We start from the raw sequence: 23324 nt of genomic DNA on the forward strand, positions 1-23324 counted from the left end.
TTAGAAACGCTTTTTACGCACCAACTCTCCTTCAGGGTTGTAGTACTTCCAAAGACCTATTTGTTTATCCTTGCGGTAGCGCCCTTTGAGTTTGAGGGTGCCATCCGGATAATAGGCCTCGTATCGGCCGTGCTTTTTGCCATCCTTCAGGTGCACTTTAAATCGCCTTTTACCGGAGGCGTATTTCTTTTCAAAAGACTTGGCATTCAGATCCGAAGGGTAAATCCTCGGCACATTAAAAACGGCATCGGTGAGTAGCTTGGCGCACTCGAAGCCGGTTGATCAAAGCGGAGCTGCTGTTGCCTAAACTGACTTTTCTTCTTGACTTCTGAAGCATCCTGGTAGTTGATTACCAAGGCGCTTTCAAAAAGATTTTCTTCCGGTAAAAGCTCAAATCCTACTTGTGGAAAGCAGATGATATAGTCCTTGTTTTTCTGCATCTGGGCCCGAGTCTCTTCATTGGCCAAAGCATACATATTCTCGTACAGTATGGGCGTATTGACATAGGCAAAAACAGCCGACTCCTCCTCAAAATAAGTAATGAATTTTTGGTAGTCCTCCGAGGTATCCAGGGTCTCGATTTCGACGTAGGCATCGATAATTCCCTTTAGTGTATTGGGTTGATTGCTAAAGACCACATAATCATCGATGATGGTGTAATAGGGCTTGTCGAAATCGGCAAAGAGTTTCCCGAGAAAGAGTTTAAAAAACCCTTTGATGGACAAGAAGTGTATGCGGTGATCCCGGTAATCGATGGCCTTGAACTTGACCGGAGTCCGCTTTTTGATTTGCGATAAGATGAAACCGAGTTTCTTTTCGGCCAGTTCAACACTATCGGTCTTGATCACCAGGGCCAAATCATTCGTTCCTTTTTCGATGGTCGACTGAATTTGTAAAACCCCGATTTCATTACCAATCCAACTGGCAAAGTCCTGTTCTACATCAATCTTGAGGAATTTCTCAATGTCTTTTACCCCTTTGTCGTAAAGCTCAAAAACAGCCGGATCTGCCTGTTTTAGCTCCTGAAAATTCTCGTGAAAAGTCGGGAAATCTTCAAATCCATAACTGAGATAAACGGCGGTTCTCTTGGGTGCAATTGAGGCGATTGTCCGCTTAGCAGTCCCTGATTTCTGAAGCGCTTTTAAATAGGTTTGGTTGTTTTCGGTAATGTTAGTAAACCCCCGAGCACTGATGGTACTCGGATCGCTAAGATCAAAACGAAAGCCCGAAAACAAATAGTTTTCGGTCAAGTGCTTGATCGCCGGGGGAGGATTGGTAGCAAAACTCAGGGAGTAGTCATCCAGGTAATCATACTGGATGTAAAGGTGAATATCTTCGCTGGTGCCCAGCTCTCCTTTCACTTTTAAAAAATTCAGGTCCCGTCCTAGCGTTGGCGATTGGTACTGATCGATAGAGGCTTCTACCAAGGTGTGCGTATAACTCGCGATCATCTGATTCCGAACAAAGGAGAGGTAGAGAATATTACCGGTTTGTTTACTGAAAACCTCCAGAATTTCCTGATCGTTATAGGCTCTCTTACTGAGGGTAAAGTTGTCGTTTAAGATTGTTTCCAAATAGGTTTTCAGCATTTTCAGCTTCGCGATTCGTTTGAGATCCACGGTGTAGAGAATGCCGTATTCGGACTGAGAGATCATGTGGATCGACAGATACAGAGATCGATCCCCAAAGAGATCAAAGAGGTTCTTCCGGTTGTTAAACACCGTGTCCATCTTTTGAATACCCTCGGTAATCTCACTGAAATAGGCATTTCGGTTCAAGTGCTTCCAGGCATCACTCCCGCGTATTTCTTGCCAATTTTCGACAGGCTGATCACTTTGGAGCACAAAAACGGCATCCTTGGGAATCAGATAAAGGGGCTGCAAATTGTTGGATGGGGATAAGACAAAAACGTACAACAGATAGGCAGCATAGGCCATAATAACCCCTAGCAGTACGAACAGGATTCTTTTTTTCGTCATTTCGGTTCTCGTTGAATTCGAAGCGTATTCGTACTAAATGTAACGATGTTTCTTCAAAATTCTTGCTTAGAGATCCTTGAGACTCTTGATTGTAGTAAAGGCTTTATCGACTTGATCTTCGCTCACCAAAATGGTAAATTCATTCGTGGTTGAAATGACCTCATACAAGGTAATTCCCTCCCAGGCCAGGCGCTGAAAAATAAAGTAATAGATCCCGGGAACGGACACATTCTCTGAGGGTAATTTTACGGTAACGGAGGAAAGATTCTCGGCCTTTTGGGTCCGTCTCTCTCCTTGAAAGAGGGCATCGACCTTGGCATCCATACTGTTACTAATCACAATATTGATCTCGTTTACACCACGTGAAGAGGTATAAAAAACACTCTTCTCTCTGTTGACCTCTTCCAAGAGTTTCGCCTGCAAAGGCAAAATCGTTTCCGAAGCCAAAAAGGTGTAATCACTTAAGGAAGAGCGCACCGTGATTTCTCCAATACCCTTCAAGACCTTAACAATGCGGTGGGTCGCACGAAATTCCAGGTTTTCAGAAAGTCGCTTGAGGGCCATGATGATTGCTCCGTCCCGGACGGTCTTGCCCATTTCTAGCTCGATCTCGGGCTTGATCTGCCGGCTGAGGGAAGTTAAATTAATAATCCCCTGCGCTAATGCAGTCTGCAGGAAGGGCTTGCGGTGAATAAAATGTTCAACAGCAGAAGAGATCGTTTTCATCCTGTAAAAGTACAAAAAACAACAGGTTGTTATATAAAAAACACAGTGTTAATATTTAGTAGAAACAATCCGGTTCATATTTCAAAATCAGGCCCGTTCCTCGCACTTCCAGGAACAACAGATCCAATCGAACTTCTATCGCCCAAGGGTGTTCCCTTAGGGACTGTCTAGCCGCTCTTCGAAGGCAGTTACGTTGGGTGTATTTAAGTTGCTGACTCTTTGATGCCAACGGACTTCCACTCGCCGTTTTTACTTCTACAAGAACCAAAGTCTTCCCGTCCCGAAATAACAGATCTACCTGACAGGGGCCATAACGCCTGTCACGACCGATAAAAGTGAGGCCCAAAAGCCGTAAAAACAGCTCGGCAATGCGCTCCCCTCCTGCCCCTAAATTTCGTGGTATTACGATTTTTCCTACTCCATTTGCGCATTTTATCGAAAAAATATGCGATTCAGCGTCTAAAACGTTCTAATACTATAAATTGGGTATGCAATAAACCAGCACCGCCCAAACACATAGTTAAAAGAGTAACTATGCTTGTATGTAATCAACCTACTGTCTATGGAATTTTTTGTTAATTGTAACACTTCCAGTCTGGCACTTCACACCGACTCACTTGAGTCCAGGCAGGTATCCCATTTGTACAGAAGAATTGGCTTCAGTGCCAACCAGGCGACGATTGATGCTGGAACAGGCTCAAGTGCAGATGCCCTGGTCAATCAAATCATTGCGGACGCGCAGGCAGCAACGCCTATTGCTCCGCCTCTCTGGGCTGATTGGACCGTGGACGACTATCCTGAAGATGAGGACCTTCAACGCGCGGTATTCCGCGCACAATTAGAAGAGTTTGCAACCTCTTACGGGAATGCGATGTTGTCGAATGGACTTCTGGATCGTTTGAGTTTCTTTTGGAGCAACCATTTTGTTACCGAAAGAGATGTGTACAACTGTAATTCTTATTTGTATTACTACATCAATTGCCTACAGCGCAATGCCTTGGGTAATTTCAAGACCTTTGTCAGTGAGGTTGGACTGACCAGCGCCATGCTGTATTACCTCGATGGTGCTTTCAACAACGGAAACAATCCGAACGAAAACTACGCCCGAGAGCTTTTCGAACTCTTTACTTTGGGTGAGGGCAACGGTTATACCGAGGACGATATCATTGAAACCGCCCGAGCACTTTCAGGATATACCGATCGCGGTGAAGTGGGATGTTCTCCCGTGAATTACAGAGCAGATCGCCACGATGCTGGAGAAAAGACAATATTGGGTCGTACCGGAACCTGGGGATACGACGATGTTATCGATATCCTTTTTGAAGAAAGGCCCAATGAAATAGCCACCTTTATTTGCACCAAGCTTTACGAGTTCTTTGTGCACCCAGATTCTTCTGATGACGACGGCAATGCCGAAACGATTATCAGTGGAATGGCCGCTACCTTTATCGCCAATGACTTTGAGTTGGCGCCGGTAATGAGCCAGTTATTCAAGAGTCAACACTTCTTTGACGACGACGCTATCGGTGTCATTATCAAAAGCCCTTTTGACATATACCTCAACTTCATGAAGGAAACGAATTTTCCTTATGATGACAGTACCGTCCTCAACGTGATTGACGCTTGCCGCTTAATAGGGCAAACCATGTTCGACCCTGTGGATGTAGCCGGATGGCAAAGAGACCGCCAGTGGATCAACACCAACTACATCATCGGTCGTTGGCTCACCATGGAGGTATTCTTGGAGCGTTATTACCAACTAAATCCCGAACTATTCAGGGACCTGGCTATGGAGGCTGTTGGGCCCGCAGATAGCAATACCAGTAATCCAGAAACCGTCGTCCGAGCATTGGTCGATAAATTTCTACCCAAAGGACTACTGACTGAGCAAGATTTTCAGAACGCCGTCGATGCTTTTAAGATTGACGATGTCCCTGAAAACTATTACTCTCCCGATTATGTCGATGGAGGATTGAGTTTATGGATGCTCGCTGTGAGTATGGAGTCACCCCTGATGGTGTACACCCTCATGAGGCATCTTAGTCGCGAACCTGAATTCCAACTCAAATAATCCTACTGCTATGTGTGATACTCATCATACTTCTGAACCCCATAAAGGCCTCGAGCACGAAGGTCACCACCAAGAACATAAAGCCTGGAGCCGCCGCTCCTTTTTACAGGCCCTCGGAATCGCTGGTTCCGGATCCATGATGTTGAGCAACCAAATGCTCAGCGCATCCGCTCCTTCCCCACTGATGTCGGCCTTAGGAGATAGCGAAACCGACAACATTCTCATCCTTGTTCGCCTCAATGGCGGAAACGACGGTTTGAGTACCGTCATTCCTATTGAGCAATACGATACCTATGCCAATGCCCGCCCGAATATCTATATTCCAGAGAGTAAGATCTTAAAACTGACGGATGATTTCGGGATCCCTACTTACATGAATTCCTTGGAACCCATGTGGGGCGAAGGCCAATTCAAAGCCGTTCACGGAGTCGGATACGAAAACCAGAGTTTATCTCACTTTACCGGATCTGATATCTACGCCAATACGGATTTGACCTCCACGGGTTTCAGCGGATTGGATACCGGTTGGATGGGACGACATTTTGAAACTTGTTTCCCGGATTATCTGATTAATCCACCTGAATCCCCTGCGGCCATTCAAATCGGAAGTATCTCGAACTTGGTTTTCCAGGGAGAAGAAACGAATTACGCCTTCGTAACCAATAACATTGATCAACTGGAAGAAATCGCAGCCACAGGTACTTTTTACGACCTGAACCAGGCCATTTTTGACAGTTGCATGTACGGAGATCAGTTGCGCTTCCTTCGCGGAGTAGCGAATACAACCTATGAATACTCCGGCTTGATAAACGCAGCATATGAACGCGGACAAAACCAGGTCGAGTACCAAGACAATGGATTTGCCCGACAATTGGCTCTATTAGCACGTTTGATCAAAGGAAATCTAGGAACCAAAGTCTACATGATTTCTATGGGTGGTTTTGACACTCACGGAAATCAACCCCTGGCCCACGAACGCCTGATGTCTAATCTGACCATCGCCATCGAAGCCTTTTACCGAGACCTGGCCTTCACTGAACAAGACCGTCAGGTGCTCAGCATGACTTTTTCGGAATTCGGTCGCCGAATTTTCGAAAACGGATCCAATGGAACGGACCACGGAAAAGCAGCACCAACGCTCTTCTTTGGATCGGGATTAAACGGCAGTGCCTTTGTCGGAGATCACCCGGATCTCGATGCACCGAACGGCCGAGGAAACCTGGAATACACCATGGATTTCAGGGACCTCTATGGCACCGTTCTGCACGAATGGCTCTGTGTTCCTAAGGTTCAAGTAGACCAACACTTGTTGGGCTATAATTTCAATCGTATTGATCTTGGGTTCAATTGCAGCGGCGAGCCCTTTGACGATATTGTATACAGCGATGATCCACCAGATTTGCCCGACACCCCACCCAGCGACGGCACTGATCCGAATCCTGAGTTGGGCAATACCGTGGTTCACCAGCCTTATTACCCCTCGGACCAAAATCCCCATATCTATGTCCAGATGCCTTTTGCCGGGCACTTAGACATCCAGCTGTTCAATATCCTTGGTCAGCATGTGGGAACAGTCTTTAACGAAATGGTATTTGAAGGACCGATCGAAATCAACATCAGAGAACGGGTACAAAACCGACTCTCGACCGGTAAATACATCTACCGTATTCAGGTTCAAGACCAAAAGATGAGTAAGTCTGTAATGATTATGTAGGACCATCCTACATTGTGTAACCCCTGTGAAGCGTACCTCCCCGCCCCAAATCGGTACTACTTCCGGGGGTTTTTTATTTCTGAAACCTTCCGCTTATCACCCCTGACAAAGGCCGGCATAAGCCTAGTATTGCGTATTTTTGCCTGAAATTTATCTCGCTTTTTTCGCGATTCTACTCAGAAACTACATGGCAGCCCAACATCCAAAACGCTATACCCTTACCGCCGCCCTTCCCTACACGAATGGGCCTATCCATATTGGCCACCTCGCTGGGGTTTATGTCCCTGGCGACATCTATGCTCGCTACTTGCGCGGTTTAGGGCGTGATGTTATTTATATCTGTGGTTCTGATGAACACGGGGTAGCCATCCCGATGAAGGCGAAAAAAGAAGGCGTTAGCCCACGAGAAATCATCGACAAATACCATCCACTGATTAAGGAATCCTTTGAAGAATTTGGTATTTCATTCGACCACTATTCGCGCACTTCCGCGCCTATACATCACCAAACGGCATCTGAATTCTTTAAAAATCTGGACGACAAACAGGAATTCATTGAAGAAACAACAGAGCAGCTTTTTGATCAGGAGGCCAATCAGTTTTTAGCCGATCGCTTTGTGACGGGAACCTGCCCCAAGTGCGGTCATGAAGAGGCCTATGGAGACCAATGCGAAAACTGCGGATCCTCTTTGAACGCCACCGAACTGATCAATCCAAAGTCTACCCTTACCGGAAGCAAACCCACGTTGAAAAAAACCAAACACTGGTTTTTGCCCTTAGACAAACACGAGGACTTTTTGCGGGAATGGATTCTAGAAGGACATAAAAAAGATTGGAAACCCAATGTATACGGCCAGTGTAAATCCTGGATCGAAGAAGGCTTAAGGCCCCGCGCGGTTACCCGCGATCTCGATTGGGGTATTCCCGTTCCTCTAGCGGATGCCGAAGGGAAAGTACTTTATGTGTGGTTTGACGCCCCCATTGGCTACATCTCTTCGACCAAAGAGTGGGCCCAAGAAAACGGAAAAGACTGGAAACCCTACTGGCTTGACCCAGAGACGGAATTGGTCCACTTCATCGGGAAAGACAACATTGTTTTTCACTGCATCATCTTTCCGAGTATGCTGAAAGCTCACGGGGATTATGTACTACCCAAAAATGTGCCAGCCAATGAGTTCCTCAATCTCGAGGGGCAAAAACTTTCGACTTCGAAGAACTGGGCTGTTTGGTTACATGAGTACCTAGTGGACTTCCCAGGACAGCAAGATGCTTTGCGTTATGCCTTGACCGCCAATGCGCCCGAGTCCAAAGACAACGATTTTACCTGGAAAGATTTTCAAGCGCGCAACAACAACGAACTGGTGGCCATCTACGGCAACTTCGTCAATCGCGTAACCGTTTTGACCCACAAATACTACCAGGGCATAGTGCCACCCTCCAACGAGCTGAGTGAAAGCGATCAGCAAGTACTGAACGAAATCAGGAAGTATCCGGCAGAACTCATGGATTCCCTGGACCGTTACCGTTTTAGAGAAGCGAGTCAGGTACTGATGAATTTGGCCCGATTAGGAAACAAATACCTGGCAGACGAAGAACCTTGGAAGTTGGTCAAGGAGAATCCGGAACGCACCCAAACCATCCTCTACGTAGCCCTCCAAGTGGCGGCTGCTTTGGGAGTGCTCTCGGAGCCTTTCCTTCCCTTTACAGCGCAAAAGCTGAAAACAATGCTGGATCTTTCTCCGGATTTCAATTGGGAATCGGTACAGCAGAATCAGGCCTTACTACCCTCCGGAAATCAGATCAAAGAAAACCAATTGCTCTTCCAAAAAATAGAAGACAAAACGATCGAAGCCCAGCTTCAAAAACTAGAAAATACCCGTAAGATGAACGAAGCTTCTACGACTAATCTCGAGGAACAAAAAGAAACCATCCAATTTGATGATTTTACCAAATTGGACATGCGGGTCGGTACGATTATTGAAGCAGAAAAAATGCCGAAGGCCGATAAATTATTGGTCTTAAAGGTCGATACCGGACTGGACACCAGAACCATTGTCTCGGGCATAGCTCAAAGCTTTAAACCCGAAGACATCGTCGGTCAACAGGTCACTGTTTTGATCAACCTAGCTCCTCGAAAGTTAAGAGGAGTCGAAAGCCAAGGGATGATTTTGATGACAGAAAATGCCGAAGGAAAGCTGGTCTTTGTTCAGCCTGCAGAAAACGATGTTGCCCCTGGCAAAACCATTTCATAAAACAGAACGCTATGTTATCTAAAAACTTAGAAAAAGCACTTAACAAACAAATCCGCATTGAAGCGGAATCGTCTCAGATATACCTGGCTATGGCCTCCTGGGCAGAAGTTCAAGGCCTTAGTGGTGTGGCTGGATTTATGTACGGCCACTCGGACGAGGAACGCATGCACATGCTTAAATTGGTCAAGTACGTGAACGAGCGTGGAGGTCATGCGATCATTACGGATCTCAAAGAGCCCGCAAAAGATTTTGGAACACTTCCTGAAGTATTTCAGAAACTTCTCGACCACGAAATTTTCGTTTCTCAAAGCATTAACGAGCTCGTTCAGGTGACCCTGGATGAAAAAGACTACGCGACACATAATTTCCTGCAGTGGTATGTTGCCGAACAGATTGAGGAAGAAGCCTTAGCACGAACAGCTTTGGACAAAATCAACTTGATCGGGAACGACAAAGGAGGTCTTTATCTCTTTGATCGCGATATTGAAAAACTCACTGTAGAAAGTGCCGCTACCGACGGCTCGGCCATGTAAATCAATTCCCCCCGCCTAAACCTTAAATTATGCACATTGCATCTCGAAACGGGGGATTTCTCCTCTGCCTACTCTTGCTTTTTACGGGCTTGAGCCGGGGACAGTCCGTCATGGACCTCCTCAAACAATTTGAATCCTATGTCGAATTACCGAGGGAAGTAGCTTTTGTTCACCTGAACAAGTCCGTCTATCTCGCTGGTGAACCTCTAGGATTTAAGGCGTACGTCTTGGATAAGGCCAGTATGGAACTCTCCGAAAAAACCACCAACCTCTATCTCACCATCAAAGACGAGAATGGAAAAACGGTCAAGAGTGACTTACTGTGGGTACAAAAAGGTACCGCTGCTGGTGCCATCCAACTCGATAGTGTCTTTTCTCCAGGAGAATATACCCTTAGGGCATACACCAACTATATGCTCAATTTTCAGGAAAGCAATCATTTTGAGCAATCCATTCTTGTGGTCGATCCTCAAACCAAGGTGGAAGAGAACAAACAGATTAGAAGTGAGATTATCGCTCATGTTTTACCGGAAGGTGGACATGCTCCAGTGGGAGTAGAAAGCGTTTTTGGTTTGGCCTTTAAAGATAGCCAAGGTTACGGTCTTGATGGAGTTACCGGTCGGGTGCTTAACCAGGACAAACAAGAAGTCACCACCTTTAAGGTCAACGCCTTAGGCCTGGGTAAATTCATTCTCACCCCTCAAGCGGGCACCCAGTACCAGGTGGAATATACCTACGAAGGGCAAACCAGAAATTTACCCATTCCCAATATTCAGCCTACCGGCACCGGAATCAAGGTGCAGGAAATGAGGGATGAAGTACTCGTTCGCTTGAGCTCCAGCAAAGAAATTTCTGAAGAGTACACCCTCACCATCCACAATGGAAGTAAAATCACTGGTGTACCTGTTCAGTTCAACAAGAGTCGAGAAGCTGTTCTTGCTTTGATCAAGAAAGACCTTTTCCCGGGGGTAAACATCCTAACCGTATTTGACAGTAAAGGCAATCCTGTATTGGAAAGACTGTATTTTAACAACTACGGTTGGCAGAACCCAGAGACCGCCTTTGATATTCGCCCAGTACAAGGAAAAGACTCCTTAGACATTGATATTGCTTTGGCCGGCTACACAGCAACAGAAACCTCTTCCCTAAGTATAGCCATTCAACCCGCCACCAGCATTTCTTCCAATAGTCAACACACCCTGACTTCTTTCACTCATCTGGCACCTCATCTGAAAACACCTGTTCAGAATGCCCAATACTATTTCAATGACCCTACACCCAAGAAATGGTATGAGCTCGATCTGGTCATGATGATTCAGGGCTGGAGCGCCTACGATTGGAATACCATCGCCAACAAAACCCCAGAGGAACTCTTCACTTTTGAAAAAGGAATCAGCTTGGTCCTTACCGACAACAACGATTCAGGACAAAAGTATTTTGTATACCCTCTGACCAATCACAAGTCTGCGATACTCAAGAATGATGAAGGTCAAAACATCATGAATTTGGATTACCTCTTTCCAATTCAAGACGAAAAAATCTCCATCTCCCAGGTTCAGACCAAAGGAGGCTTTACAAAGCCTGGGGTCTATTTGCAATTTAAACCCTCCGAAATACCCGAGGTAGCGCTAAACAAAACTTTCTTACTTCCAGACCTTTGGAACCGAAAAGCAAGCGATGAAGACCTGCCCTCTCTAGATATTTCAGCCTTTAACAATGTCCGCCAGCTCGATGAAGTTGTTGTGACAGAATCCAAGGTTGAAAAACGACGTGAAAAAATCAGAAATGTCAGTGCCTTTGGAAACGTCGATTTCTTTGAACCCGATGATCCTAGAAGAAGTCAACTGCTTTCCACTTACCTCAGTACTCGTGGTTTTGTCGTTAACGAACTCAATGGTCGCTTTGAGATCTCTGCTCGTGTGCCCAACAGTCCAAATAATGCCACTCCGGCTATTCTATTGGACGACATCTTACTTACAGACTACAGCAATCTCTACCAGTTCCGTATGGATGTTGTTGACTATATCGTCGTCAATAAATCCGGTATCGGAGGTGGACTTCGCTTTGGAGGAGGAGTTATTAAAATCTATACGGACCCTGCGAAAGTCCTCACCATTAAATCCAATGCCGAGGCGGTTAAATCATCCTATAGTATTCCGCTCACCTTTACGACCCCTCAAGAGTATTACGCTCCTCAATTTGAATCCTACAACAGTGCTTCTTTCTTGCGATATGGAACCCTGTTGTGGAGTCCTGAAATTGAATTGGATTCCGCTGGTAAGGCCCGTCTGCGCATCCCCAGATCAAACGTTTCAGAGATCAACATCGATTTGCAAGGCGTATTTAATGGTAGGCCCTACAGTCATCTATTAACTCTTCCACAAACGCCCTAGGTTCTATTGCTGAAAATAGCACATCATCCGATCTACCGACTACCGCTTCCAGAGGGACACCGATTTCCGATGGAGAAGTACGATCTTATCCCGGAACAGTTGCTCTATGAAGGCATATGTGAAACCGAAAATTTCTTCCGTCCGGAGAAACCGGTACTTCAAACGGTTTTACCGGCACATGACCTTTCTTATGTTGAGAAGCTTGTTGCAGAAGAACTAAAGCCCAGCGAGGTTCGCAAAATTGGTTTCCCTTTGAGCTCCCATCTCATTGAAAGAGAATTCATCATAGCCGATGGTACCATTAAAGGATGTGAATTTGCCCTTCAACACGGTGTTGCCATGAATATTGCCGGAGGCACCCACCATGCCTTCCGAGGGCACGGTGAAGCCTTCTGCCTATTGAATGATCAAGCTATAGCGGCTTACCATCTTCTCAATGAGAAAGACTTAAGCAGAATTTTGGTTATCGATCTTGATGTTCATCAGGGCAATGGCACTGCCGAAATCTTCCAGGATGACGAGCGGGTATACACCTTTTCGATGCACGGCCAAGCCAATTACCCCTTTAGGAAAGAAGTTTCGGACTGGGATATCCCTTTAGAAAAAGGCACACCTGATAAAACCTACCTCGATATCCTAGAAAAAGCCCTCCATAAGCTATTCACAGAATGCGACCCCCAATTCGTTTTTTATTTATGTGGGGTGGATGTTCTGGAAACCGATAAACTGGGCACTCTAGGAATGACCATGGAAGGTTGCGAAAAGCGAGACGAAATGGTTCTCAAAGCATGCCACGAGGCTGGAATTCCTGTCCAATGCAGTATGGGGGGAGGGTACTCCCCCGAAATCAAACACATTGTTCGTGCCCACTGCAATACGTATCGACTTGCACAGGAAATCTATTTCTAGATTTCAGTTTCATCCAAAACACTGGCCTGTTCTAAGGCGACTGTTGACCTCCCTAGGAGTAGCAATTCGTCACATCGGATCTCGGTAAAGTAACGTTTCTCATCCTTATCTGTTAGATAGGAACGAGTCATTAACTTCCCTTCAACACCAACCTCTTTTCCTTTAAACAGATAAGACTCCGCTAAATCAGCCAAGCGCCCCCAGGCAACGACCTGATGCCATTGAGTGTCGGTTTGCTTTTCGCCTTCGCCATTGCGATAGACTTCATTTGTGGCCATAGAAAACTTTGCCCTTTTTGACCCATTCTCATAAGTAACCACCTCCGGATCTGCCCCTAGATTTCCAATTAACTGCACCTTGTTTCTCATACTATTTACTCTGTTTTAATTAAAAGCGTTTCACTCGCTAAATACAAGACAAACCTCCGGAAACAACGCTGAACAATCGTCCATAAAACACTTAAATACATTTATTTACACTTAATAGTATTTAGAAATGAATAGCCCGAATAAAAAGAAATGGTAGCCCTACGCGCCCTCATCATATTGACCAATTCAGAAGAGCCTACTTCATAATTGCAGTGAGGCGGTACATCTTTGCCCCTAAAGATGAAGAGGCATGAATCAAAGACGGTGTGAAGAATGCAATTCCCCGCTTAAGGGCCGGTCTGATAAAAGGTTTTGTGGGGACTATTGCCGCAATACGTACCACAATCGAAAACACCAAAAAAGGAATAGGGTTCGTTATGCAACGCACCAGAAACTGCAGAGAAACAGGCAAATACTAAAGGAAATACTCGGATCCAAAGCACGCAGAGTAATCGGACGTGAACAGCTTATACAACTGGGATTTGATTTTGGTTTCCTGACCGAAATACTCCGACTGACCCGTGGTCAAAACTATTATTACATCTACGATGTAGGCTACCGTCTACTTGAAGCCAATCGGCTTCTTATCGTTCACAAAGACAAACGGCCTTTGGCTATTTCCAGTTGACTCCGCTGAGTTTTAGGGCAGCGATGACAATATCCTTGCGGGATATTTGACCCACCATAATGTCATTTTTCATGACCGGTAGTCGGCGGCGGTTATTCTTGATAAAGCGCTCGGCCGCATCAAAAATACTCATGTCATGAGGGATGGTTTCCACCTCTTTGGACATGTAACTATCTACACGTTTATCCAGAATAGGCTGGTTGAAATAGCGACTTTCGGAAATTTGCTTCAAACAATCGGCTTCCGAGATAATTCCGACCAAAAAACCGGCATCATCTACTACAGGACCACCGGAAATATGATGTTTCGCAAAGGCTTCCATCACCTCTAGAATCGATTGATCCGGCAAAAAGGTCACCAATTTGGTTGTCATATAATCTGACACCAAAATGGGTGCTTCTATGGTGGTCTTCGGCTCGGCTTTGGCTCTGGCTCCTTGAAAACTCTTGATTCCCATAATCTTACTTGTTGAAGGTTTCTTTCTAATTTAATGATTTTTTGTTAAATCTTTATTTTTAACTTGTAATTGCGATCCAAATCACGCAACAGGCCCCCAATCCTTATATGAAATATCCAAGATTGCTTTCATTACTCTTGCTCACTTTAGCTGTAGCCTGGAGTTTTTGGTCTTTATTGCCTTCTTATGAGCCGGATGCAGATGCTGACCCAAGCGTTTTTTCGACAGATCGGGCCTTTGCTCATGTAAAAAATATGGGGCAAAAACCCCATGGGGTGGGGTATTCTGCGCACAAAGAGGTCCGGCAATACATCGTGGACGAATTAAAGGAACTCCTCTTAGATGTTCAGTTTCAGGAGGGGTACACTGCAGGAGACTGGGGCAATCTTTCGAGGGCGACCAATATTCTCGCTCGAATTCCCGGTACAGATCCCTATGGCAAAGCCCTGGTTCTCATGTCTCATTACGACAGCAGCCCCCATTCATCTTTCGGAGCCAGCGATGCTGGCAGCGGGGTAGCAACCATTCTGGAAGGAGTGCGTGCTTACACAAGTGGAGAAACAAAGAACAAAAACGACATCATTGTTTTAATCACCGACGCCGAAGAATTGGGTCTAAATGGAGCTGCTCTTTTTGTTCAACAGCACGAATGGGCTAAAGAAGTAGGACTGGTTTTGAATTTCGAAGCGCGAGGTAGTGGCGGGCCTAGTTATATGCTTATCGAAACCAATCGCGGGAACGCCGAGCTGATCAAAGGGTTTCAAAAAGCGGGAGTGAGCTACCCTGTTGCCAATTCCCTCGCCTACAGTATCTACAAATTACTCCCCAACGACACCGATTTAACGGTTTTTAGAGAACAAGGCGATATTGAAGGATTCAACTTTGCTTTTATCGATGATCATTTTGACTACCACACCGCTCTGGACAGACCGGACAGATTAGATCTCCCGACGCTCAAACACCAGGGGGAATACCTCATGCCTCTTTTACAACACTACGCCCAGGCCGACCTGACGGCTCTAAAGAGTCTAAATGATTCTGTTTACTTCAACATGCCCTACTACCGGATGCTGAGCTACCCCTATGAGATGATATGGCCTCTTTTCATTGGAGCCTGTTTGGTTTTTATCAGCATTCTGATCATTGGTCTTCGCAAAGAAAAGTTGAGTGTAAAAGGCATGCTCAAAGGATTTTTTCCGCTTTTAGGGATCCTATTGGTTAATGGCTTGGCTGGTTATTTCGCCTGGCCGGTCATCACCTATTGGTACCCTGAACTTGGGAATAATTTGCACGGCTTTCCATATAACGGGCACGGCTACATCTATACTTTGGCCTTTTTCTCGTTATCGATTTGTTTTTTCTTTTACAACCGATTCTACGCCCACCGCACGGCAGATTTAATCGCCGCCCCCCTGTTTCTATGGCTTCTTATTACCGGGCTATTGAGTCACTACCTCGCCGGTGCCAGCTTTTTTATCGTCCCCATTTACGGGCTGCTGGCCGCTTGGATGATCTCTATGGATGATCAGCACCCGAATACCTTTGTGTTGCTCTTGCTCTCGTTACCGGCCATCTTGATTTGCACTCCTTTTGTGGTCATGTTTCCTGTCGGTTTGGGTCTCAAGATGTTGATCGCTTGTAGCCTTTTGGTGAGTTTACTTTTTCTGTTTGCCTTGCCTCTTTTGCACAAGACTCAGTACATGACCCGCTTAGCGGTTCTCTTTCTTTTCGTGGCCATAAGCCTGGCTGTCAAGACGCACATCGATAGTGACCAAAGTCCGGAAAGACCTCTTCCGACCAGTCTGCTTTATGTAGAAGACGCCAATAAAGACAAGGCCTATTGGGCTTCTTACGATGCAGTACTCTCGGAGTGGAATGCTCCCTTTCTTGAAAAAGAGAGTTCACGAGCTGAAGTTGAACTGAACAACATCAGCAGCAAATACGGAACTTCCTTTAATCATTTGGTCCCTGTAGAGTCTGCTAAAAGACTAAGGCTTTCAGCTCCTAAAATTCGGATCGATAAAGACACCCTTATAGGAGACACCCGCTATCTGGACCTTTGTATTTCGCCCACCCGAAATGTCAATCGCCTCGAGGTATACACCAACGAAGTCGGTCTTAAGAAGGCAATCATCAAGGGGGTCAAGCTGAAGGATTATTACCTAGAAAACCGCCAGACGGATCGACTCTTTACCCACTTCATCAGTGACAACGAGGACACCGAAATCCAACTGGAATGGCCAGAAGGACAAGAACTGGAACTCACCCTTTACGAAGCCAGTACCGATCTGGTCAATTACCCAGGTTCCGGCGTTTCGGTCCGTCCAGAAATCGAAATCCCCATGCCCTTTGTCCTGAATGACGCCCTGCTATGGACCAAAACCTACCGTTTTGAATGATCAAAAAGATCCCGGACTGGCCATTCTCGGAAGTGGTTGGCTTGGCTTAGCTCTAGGAAAATATCTAGTTGGCAAAGGCTATCGGGTAAATGGAAGTACTCAGTCCAGTCTGCGCTTTCCGCAACTGCAGGAAGCCGGTCTACACCCTTTTGAAATCGCCTTAGACGAGGAGGGCGTTCAAGGAAATCTCCGCGGCTTTTTGGAAGGCATGCATACCCTGTTAATCGCTGTCGCTCCTGGCCTTAGAAAAGATCCTACTTTGCGGTATGACCTCCGCATCGCCCAACTCATCAAAGAGCTGAAAGACCATGATCTGCATAGGGTACTTTTTATCAGCAGCACTTCCGTCTATGGAACAGACATTCCCAGAGAAAACCGGACCCACTTGGACGAAAAAAGCGAAGTAAATCCACAGACGGAACCTGGTCGCCAATTGGTCCAAGCAGAAAAATTACTGCTGTCCGCACCCCATTTGGAAACGACAATACTACGCCCAGGAGGATTGTTGGGGAGCGATCGTCATCCGATCACCCGCCTGAGTGGAAGAACAAACCTCCGTGGGGGAGGCAGGCCCGTAAATCTTATTCAGCGAAAGGAGTGTATTGAGATCATCTTTCAATGCCTTCAAAACGAGTGGAAAGATGAAGTCATCAATTTGGTTCACCCCAACCACCCGACCAAGAAAGAATACTACACACAGGAAGCGCTAAACCGCCAGATTCCCCCTCCGGAATACCTGGATGAAAAACGAGAGGGCCTGGCGGTAGAACCCGAAGTTCTTCGCGGCAAAGGCTACTCCTTCCAATTCCCAATCGAATCTTAGGCCCCTTTCGTCGAGAAATCCGCTCTAAGCGGGAAATTTTACTACTTTTGCGGCTCTAAATTCATCGGAATGAAAAAGTTACTTCCCCTGTTTTTTGTTTTAGCAATCAGCTTTACTCAGGCTCAAGACAAGAGCGCTTTGGCCGCTCATTTTGAAGCCTATTACCAAGCCATGAAAAGTCAAGGCGATGTCAATGGCGTGATCAATTCCCTTACCCACTTGAACGTGCTTAGTCCGTCTCAAGAGCGCATCGACACCCTCGGATACATCTACATGAACAGTGGACAACACGAGCAAGCTTTGAGAACAGTAGGAATTGAAAACGATGACAAGGCCAGTGACTTGGCTGTTCAGGTAAAGGCAGTTTCTCTGAAAGCCATCAACCAACCTAAACGCGCACAGGAACAATTCGAAATCTTGTTCTCGCGCAACGCCAATGCCTACTTGGCCTATGAGTTAGCCGATTTGATGATTCAAAATGGTGACAACACCAAAGCAGCCGAGAAGATTGAGTACGGTTTAGCCAACGCTCCTGCCGATATGAAGTATGCCTTTTTTGAAAGACAACAACCGTATGAGGTATCGATTAAGGCGGCCTTCTTGCACCTTAAAGGTCTCTTGACCTACAACAACGCTCCGGACAAAATTGATGATGCCTTGGCCTTGGTTAACCAAGCATTGCAAATGGAACCCAAGTTCAACTTGGCCAGTCTAAGTCGTCAAGCTCTTGAAAGTCGCAAAGCGGAAGCCAACAAGCAGTAGAATAGTTAGCGCATTTTCCTGCGGTCAGCAATAAAGGTGCTGTCGCGTTTTTGCTTTAGAGCGGTGAGCTCACTGACGTTGTCATTGGGAACATCAATCGAAAGAACGTAGTGTTTGATATGCCACTTTCCTCTCTTTTTGATCAAATACCCGAACCTCTGCAGATACCCATTTGAGTTGACAGTAACTCATCAAACCAGGCCACACCACCCTTTTTTTGCACATAAATGTTGCGGTCTATTGCGGTAAAGCTCCAGGCTCTTCCACAATCAAAATAGGGCTTGGCAAAATCCTGAAACTCCTTTTTGGTCCAGTTCTCCGTAGCGTCGGTTCCGATGAAAATACTTTCTTCCGCCATAGCTCCAAAGTAGCCTTCATAATTTGCATCTGCAGCATCTTTGTGCCAATGGTCAAGCAGTTGATTCAGAACTTCTTTGTCTTTATCCTGCGCCTGAATCAGGGCCAGCGAAAACAAAGCGACCAACAGAGTTCGGTGTTTTTGGAATTGCTTCATGGTGTTGGGTTTTCTTCTTCGATTTCTGGTGCCAATAAGGCCCGCTCCATCACAGAATCCAAGGGAGATCTGAGGAGCACATTCATTTGATTTCGCCACGAATTTCGTGCGCGGTAAATCGCAGCCATACTGCTGTCGGTTGGGGTTTCATCTTGCAAAGCCGCCTTGAGTTGCATCAAATGAGTCCGAATGACCTTCTGCCGTGATTCGATGGGCAATACCTGAAAAGCCTTAGGGGGGCTTGACGCATCAAGAGTGTCTTGCTTGGATAATAAATCCTCGACCGCTAGTAGGAGGTCTTCTTTGGTTGTCGCTCTCTCCATAAAGCCAAAACTGCGTTCCCAATCCTGATACTCTTTCCAGGGTGCAACCAACTGAGTTGCTTGATCATCCAACTCCTGCAAAGAAGGCAGATTGGTGTAATTCAAAACAGTGTCTTTTTTGACTTCAGCCTTCTCCTCCGCGGCTTGCTTCTCCTTTTTACAGGAAAAGCCTAGTAGCAAGAACAGAACCAAGGTCATTGTACGTGAAGTGAATCGCATGCAAAAGGGCTTATTGGGTAAAGATAGGTTATCTTTGCGGCAAATATTTCGAATACCAAGGGCGTGTCCAAAAGCATTTTAATTATCGGGGCCTGTGGGCAAATAGGCACCGAACTCACCACAACTCTTCGCGCCCAGCACGGGGCTTCCAACGTTATTGCAACTGATATCCGACCGGCACCGGAAGGCTTGTTAGGCGACGGTCCTTTTGAGGTACTCAATGCCATGGACGGTCAAGCCCTCAAGAAGATCGTAGACCAATACCAAGTCGGAACCATTTACCATATGGCAGCTCTCCTCAGTGCGAAGGCTGAAGGGCAACCAGAACTCGCTTGGGACCTCAACATGACTTCTCTGTTCCACGCACTTAACCTGGCCAAAGAAGGGCATATTGACAAGATTTTCTGGCCCAGCAGCATCGCTGTCTTTGGTCCAACAACACCGAAGGAACAAACTCCTCAACAAACCGTTACTGAGCCAACTACGGTATACGGAATCAGTAAGCTGGCTGGAGAAGGCTGGTGTTCTTACTACCAAAAACGCTATGGGGTGGATGTTCGAACGGTGCGCTACCCTGGCCTCATCAGTTGGAAAACCATTCCCGGTGGTGGAACAACCGACTATGCAATTGCCATCTACCAAGACGCCCTGGCCAAAGGTCATTACAATTGCTTTTTGCAGGAAGACACCCGAATGCCCATGATGTATATGGAGGACGCCGTTAGAGGAACCATTGAACTCATGGAGAGTGATAACCTGGACAACTACAAGGCCTACAATCTCGGAGCGATCAGTTTTACACCGAAAGAACAGGCAGAAAGTATCCGAAAGTATCTTCCAGGATTTACCATGGAGGCCACCCCCGACTTTCGTCAGGCTATTGCTGATACCTGGCCCCAAAGCGTAGATGATTCTCAAGCGCGTGAAGATTGGCAGTGGAATCACCGCTATGACCTGGACGACATCACTAAGGTTATGCTACAAAATCTGAAGAAGTAATCCTTATTCCTGAACGGCTTCTACCGCTGGCAAACTGAATTTTAGTTTCTTTTCAATGGCCCGAATCATCAGGTGAGCAATATCCAATCCAGTGGCATTTTCAATCCCCTCCAGTCCTGGTGAAGAATTCACTTCAAGCAAGAGAGGTCCGCGGTTAGAACGAATAATGTCCACCCCGGCAACGACCAGGTTCATGGCTTTGGCTGCCCGCACAGCTAACTTGCGTTCTTCGGGTTTAATCCGAATTTTCGAAGCCTGACCTCCCATGTGCAAATTGGAACGGAACTCTCCTTTTCCGGCTCGGCGTTCAATCGATGCCACAACCTTTCCATCTATGACAAAACAACGGATATCAGAACCGTTGGCTTCCTTGATGAACTCCTGAACCAAAATATTGGTTTTGAGACTCTTGAATGCGTTGATTACACTTTCTGCTGCTTTATTAGTTTCCGCCAAAACAACGCCCTTCCCCTGAGTACTTTCCAATAGTTTCAAGATTAGAGGAGCTCCGTTGACCATCCGAATAAGGTCCTTGGTATCGATGGGGGATTTTGCAAAGCCCGTCGTGGGGATGTGCAAATCGTTCTTGGCAAAGATCTGCGAAGCATACAGTTTATCTCGTGACTTGGAAATCGCATCGGCGCTGTTCTGGCAATAGACCCCAAGGGTATCGAACTGCCTCAGCATGGCACAGCCATAAAAGGTAACCGCCGGCTTTATACGTGGAATAACAGCGTCAAACTTATTGAGCACATTTCCTCCCCGGTAGCGCACCTCCGGCTCTGTAGTATCCAACTTCATATAGGAATGCTCTACATTCAAAAACACCATTTCGTGCCCCCTAGCCAAACCAGCCTCCATCAAACGCTTATTACTGTACAAAAGCGGGTTACTGGCCAATACAGCAATCCGCAAACCCGTCTTATCGGGCATATAGGATTTATAGAGTTCGTCTAAGCGGTCATCGGTGATATCTCCTTGTAAAAAACTCTGGGAGGGATCCACCAAAAAACGGGCATTCAAGGCTTCACGACCCAGCAGCATACGGTACTCCATGGTATCACGATTGGCAGGGTAAGTTCCAAATCAAAGCTGTGCTTTCCTACGGTCACCTCTGTTCGAATCACCAAGCGCTCCTCGGAAACCCCGGAGGAACTCTTCACCATTCGACGGTCCACCAAGGGCGCCTCACAAATCAGTTTGACACTACGGTTATCTTGAATGGGATTCAATTCAAACCGAACCCATTCTTCCTGATTTCGACGAATGATCTTCGCGTTTTGGGATTGAATAGAAGAGGTACGTGCACCCGAATCAATCCGGGCCTTTACGGCGGGTATCCCCAATTGTTCAAAGGAACACCACTCTTCACTACCGACTAAGGATAAGGACTCACTCATAGAGAATATTTGAAGTCCTAATTTAGCTATCCTCCTCCAATAGTTTTACACTTTTTTTACGGCTAATTTCAAGTAAGGAATCGAGGACTTCTCCATCCTCCGTTTCTTCCAACATCCACTGCAGGGCAGCCGTATCTTCTTGTACTCCCGATAAAGAATGGGTGGTGTATTGTTCTTCGACCAAGACCAAATAGTTTCGGTCTCCCTGGCAAAAGTCAACCGCTAGGCCTTTCTTATTCGGTCCCAAGGAAATTCGCTTGATTAGATGGGAAGGGAAACCCTCTTTAAAATCTGACTCGAAGACTTTTCTTAAATGTGGAGATAGCTGCCGAAAACGCAGCAACAGGCTTTTCTTTTTTCTCATATTTCGGGTTTTGATTCCCTCAAATCAACAGCCCGAAAACGCAATGCCCTTGCAGCGAAATTTACCCGACATCTGATTTACCCCCCCGCTTTTGAAGCAATCGTATATGGCGAATTTCCACCCCTTTATCCAGTGGCTTCAACATATCATACATATTGAGGGCTACCAGGCTAGCCCCGTGCATGGCTTCCACTTCCACCCCGGTTTTATAGAAGGTTTTCACCTCAATTTCAATGCGGATTTCCAGGTTCTTGGTCTCGTATCGAATGGCGGTAAATTCAATGGGCAGAGGGTGGCAATCAGGCAATAACTCCGCCGTCTTTTTAACACCGAGCAGACCGGCAGCACGGCTCATTTCAAATACATCCCCTTTGGGCACCTCTCCATTCGCAATGGCTTGCATGGTCTCGGGAGAGCTCACCTGGACAATCGCCTCAGCGATGGCCATACGGTGGGTGTTTTGTTTTTGTGTTATATCAACCATCTTACTGATTTACTTTCCAAGTGGAGGAGGCATCACTCCAAACTTCTTTACCAAACACAGGCAATTCGGCCTTGAGTGCTTCAACAGCCTGATTCAAACCAACAAAAACTTCTTTGCGGTGAGGGGCAGAAGCGAAAACAAAGAGGCAGATTTCTCCGGCCTTTACCTCTCCCAGGCTGTGGTATATCTGCAGCGAACTCAATCCGTGATCGGCAACCGCTTTTTCCGCGATTTCGTGTGCCTTTTTATTGGCCATCTCCTCGTAAGCCGTATAAACTATAGCCCCCACTTTTTTACCCTCCTTTTCATCGGCTCGAACCTGGCCTAAAAAGATATCATGGCCTCCAACCCTGATTTGGGATTGCAGTTCTGTGATGCATTTTGCGATGAATTCAGGAGAGATGGCTCCATTTTGAAATATGGATGTTTGGGTACTCATTTACACGGGATTGGCTTGTAAATGTACGGAACAGAAAAGATTAAAAATCACTACATTGTCTTAAACATCCTTTAAAAATAGACTCCAATGGGTAAGTTCAAAACCGAAATCAAGTGGGGGATCATCTTTGTTTTGACCACTCTGATCTGGAATTTCCTGGAAAAGTCTTTGGGCTTTCATGGAGAAAATATCGCCCAGCATGCTGTAGTCTCTAACTTCTTTATGATTCCAGCTTTCTTTATCTATGTTTTAGGGATTAGAGAAAAACGAGAGAAAGACTTGGGAGGAACCATGACTTTTAAACAAGGTTTTATCGCTGGAATGATTATCACCTTGGTCGTGACCGTTTTCACACCCCTGACCCAGTACCTCGTTTCCACAGTGATTACGCCCGATTACTTTCAGAATAAGATTGACTACTCTGTTGAAATCGAAACGTATACGCAGGAAGAGGCCGAGAATGTTTTTAACCTCCAGAGTTATATGGTTCAGAGTACCCTCTTGGCTCCTGCAATTGGTGCTGTTACTTCTCTGCTTATAGCCCTTTTTATGAAAAAAAGCTAATTCTA

At 46.1% G+C, this 23324-nt stretch carries 24 protein-coding genes and 1 pseudogene; 12 read left to right on the plus strand and 13 right to left on the minus strand.

The window, feature by feature from the left end; translation table 11 throughout:
• From BST99_RS14680 to BST99_RS15120, 4 genes are all read right to left on the minus strand, one after another.
• Positions 1-234, minus strand: coding sequence for a toxin-antitoxin system YwqK family antitoxin (locus tag BST99_RS14680; RefSeq protein ID WP_245916234.1), 234 nt, complete (start codon positions 232-234; stop codon positions 1-3).
• Positions 207-1979, minus strand: a complete 1773-nt coding sequence (locus tag BST99_RS10150) for a DUF3352 domain-containing protein (RefSeq protein WP_245916235.1) — start codon at positions 1977-1979, stop codon at positions 207-209. Before BST99_RS10150 ends, BST99_RS14680 begins: the two co-directional genes overlap by 28 nt.
• A 66-nt stretch (positions 1980-2045) precedes the next feature.
• A complete protein-coding gene (locus BST99_RS10155) occupies positions 2046-2705 on the minus strand; it encodes an aspartate kinase (protein WP_105001703.1) in 660 nt (219 codons plus the stop codon).
• A 55-nt stretch (positions 2706-2760) separates the two neighbouring features.
• Complete coding sequence (locus BST99_RS15120) at positions 2761-3150, minus strand: YraN family protein (RefSeq protein WP_105001704.1); 390 nt, start codon at positions 3148-3150, stop codon at positions 2761-2763.
• A gap of 117 nt (positions 3151-3267) precedes the next feature.
• Between BST99_RS15120 and BST99_RS10165 the strand changes: the two genes are divergently transcribed.
• The 6 genes from BST99_RS10165 to BST99_RS10190 all read left to right on the plus strand — a co-directional run bounded on the left by BST99_RS10165 (position 3268) and on the right by BST99_RS10190 (position 12576).
• Positions 3268-4776: a DUF1800 domain-containing protein gene (locus BST99_RS10165; RefSeq protein WP_105001705.1), complete on the plus strand. Its 1509-nt coding sequence runs from the start codon at positions 3268-3270 to the stop codon at positions 4774-4776.
• Positions 4777-4786: 10 nt separating this feature from the next.
• A complete protein-coding gene (locus BST99_RS10170; protein WP_105001706.1) occupies positions 4787-6490 on the plus strand; it encodes a DUF1501 domain-containing protein in 1704 nt (567 codons plus the stop codon).
• A 187-nt stretch (positions 6491-6677) separates the two neighbouring features.
• Positions 6678-8741 carry a methionine--tRNA ligase gene (gene metG, locus BST99_RS10175; RefSeq protein ID WP_105001707.1) on the plus strand — a complete coding sequence of 688 codons (2064 nt, stop codon included), beginning with the start codon at positions 6678-6680 and terminating at the stop codon, positions 8739-8741.
• An 11-nt stretch (positions 8742-8752) separates the two neighbouring features.
• A complete protein-coding gene (locus tag BST99_RS10180) occupies positions 8753-9274 on the plus strand; it encodes a ferritin (RefSeq protein WP_105001708.1) in 522 nt (173 codons plus the stop codon).
• Between the two features lie 29 nt (positions 9275-9303).
• The gene (locus BST99_RS10185; protein WP_146106270.1) at positions 9304-11667 is read left to right on the plus strand and encodes a hypothetical protein; all 2364 of its coding nucleotides are present in this window, start codon (positions 9304-9306) and stop codon (positions 11665-11667) included.
• 6 nt (positions 11668-11673) lie between these two features.
• Complete coding sequence (locus tag BST99_RS10190; RefSeq protein WP_105001710.1) at positions 11674-12576, plus strand: histone deacetylase family protein; 903 nt, start codon at positions 11674-11676, stop codon at positions 12574-12576.
• On the opposite strand, the gene BST99_RS10195 is transcribed toward BST99_RS10190, so the two are convergent.
• Positions 12573-12944, minus strand: a complete 372-nt coding sequence (locus BST99_RS10195; protein ID WP_105001711.1) for a single-stranded DNA-binding protein — start codon at positions 12942-12944, stop codon at positions 12573-12575. The two genes, BST99_RS10190 and BST99_RS10195, sit on opposite strands and share 4 nt — an antisense overlap.
• Positions 12945-13194: 250 nt before the next feature.
• Here BST99_RS10195 and BST99_RS14490 point away from each other — a divergent pair, with 250 nt between their 5' ends.
• Positions 13195-13572, plus strand: a complete 378-nt coding sequence (locus BST99_RS14490; protein WP_105001712.1) for a hypothetical protein — start codon at positions 13195-13197, stop codon at positions 13570-13572.
• Here BST99_RS14490 and BST99_RS10205 read toward each other — a convergent pair.
• Positions 13559-14029: a CBS domain-containing protein gene (locus BST99_RS10205; RefSeq protein WP_105001713.1), complete on the minus strand. Its 471-nt coding sequence runs from the start codon at positions 14027-14029 to the stop codon at positions 13559-13561. The genes BST99_RS14490 and BST99_RS10205 overlap by 14 nt on opposite strands.
• 107 nt (positions 14030-14136) lie before the next feature.
• Between BST99_RS10205 and BST99_RS10210 the strand changes: the two genes are divergently transcribed.
• From BST99_RS10210 to BST99_RS10220, 3 genes are all read left to right on the plus strand, one after another.
• The gene (locus BST99_RS10210) at positions 14137-16428 is read left to right on the plus strand and encodes a M28 family peptidase (protein WP_105001714.1); all 2292 of its coding nucleotides are present in this window, start codon (positions 14137-14139) and stop codon (positions 16426-16428) included.
• The gene (locus BST99_RS10215) at positions 16421-17251 is read left to right on the plus strand and encodes an NAD(P)H-binding protein (protein ID WP_181044208.1); all 831 of its coding nucleotides are present in this window, start codon (positions 16421-16423) and stop codon (positions 17249-17251) included. The genes BST99_RS10210 and BST99_RS10215 overlap by 8 nt, the downstream gene beginning before the upstream one ends.
• 69 nt (positions 17252-17320) lie before the next feature.
• The gene (locus BST99_RS10220) at positions 17321-18013 is read left to right on the plus strand and encodes a hypothetical protein (protein WP_105001716.1); all 693 of its coding nucleotides are present in this window, start codon (positions 17321-17323) and stop codon (positions 18011-18013) included.
• 5 nt (positions 18014-18018) lie between these two features.
• Here the strand turns inward: BST99_RS10220 and BST99_RS14995 are convergent, their stop codons facing one another.
• Genes BST99_RS14995 through BST99_RS10230 form a run of 3 tightly spaced genes read right to left on the minus strand, consistent with a single transcriptional unit; the run spans position 18019 to position 19069 of the window.
• Entirely contained in the window at positions 18019-18159 is a 141-nt protein-coding gene (locus BST99_RS14995) for a hypothetical protein (protein WP_317046152.1), read from the minus strand.
• A complete protein-coding gene (locus BST99_RS10225; protein ID WP_317046153.1) occupies positions 18156-18527 on the minus strand; it encodes a nuclear transport factor 2 family protein in 372 nt (123 codons plus the stop codon). Before BST99_RS10225 ends, BST99_RS14995 begins: the two co-directional genes overlap by 4 nt.
• Positions 18524-19069 (minus strand): hypothetical protein, encoded by a 546-nt coding sequence (locus BST99_RS10230; RefSeq protein ID WP_146106271.1) that lies wholly within the window; start codon positions 19067-19069, stop codon positions 18524-18526. The genes BST99_RS10225 and BST99_RS10230 overlap by 4 nt, the downstream gene beginning before the upstream one ends.
• Before the next feature lie 63 nt (positions 19070-19132).
• Between BST99_RS10230 and BST99_RS10235 the strand changes: the two genes are divergently transcribed.
• Positions 19133-20068: an NAD-dependent epimerase/dehydratase family protein gene (locus BST99_RS10235; RefSeq protein ID WP_105001718.1), complete on the plus strand. Its 936-nt coding sequence runs from the start codon at positions 19133-19135 to the stop codon at positions 20066-20068.
• A gap of 3 nt (positions 20069-20071) precedes the next feature.
• Here the strand turns inward: BST99_RS10235 and rimK are convergent.
• From rimK to BST99_RS10255, 4 genes and pseudogenes are all read right to left on the minus strand, one after another.
• Positions 20072-21468: pseudogene (rimK, locus tag BST99_RS10240) on the minus strand (30S ribosomal protein S6--L-glutamate ligase).
• 22 nt (positions 21469-21490) lie between these two features.
• Positions 21491-21832: a hypothetical protein gene (locus BST99_RS10245; protein WP_105001719.1), complete on the minus strand. Its 342-nt coding sequence runs from the start codon at positions 21830-21832 to the stop codon at positions 21491-21493.
• 61 nt (positions 21833-21893) lie between these two features.
• Positions 21894-22316 (minus strand): cyclic pyranopterin monophosphate synthase MoaC, encoded by a 423-nt coding sequence (gene moaC / locus BST99_RS10250; protein WP_105001720.1) that lies wholly within the window; start codon positions 22314-22316, stop codon positions 21894-21896.
• A gap of 1 nt (position 22317) precedes the next feature.
• Positions 22318-22755, minus strand: coding sequence for a molybdenum cofactor biosynthesis protein MoaE (locus BST99_RS10255; protein ID WP_105001721.1), 438 nt, complete (start codon positions 22753-22755; stop codon positions 22318-22320).
• Positions 22756-22842: 87 nt separating this feature from the next.
• Here BST99_RS10255 and BST99_RS10260 point away from each other — a divergent pair, with 87 nt between their 5' ends.
• Complete coding sequence (locus tag BST99_RS10260) at positions 22843-23319, plus strand: DUF4199 domain-containing protein (protein WP_105001722.1); 477 nt, start codon at positions 22843-22845, stop codon at positions 23317-23319.
• Positions 23320-23324 lie beyond the last annotated feature (5 nt).

The organism is Aureicoccus marinus (genome assembly GCF_002954325.1).
Classification (GTDB): domain Bacteria; phylum Bacteroidota; class Bacteroidia; order Flavobacteriales; family Flavobacteriaceae; genus Aureicoccus; species Aureicoccus marinus.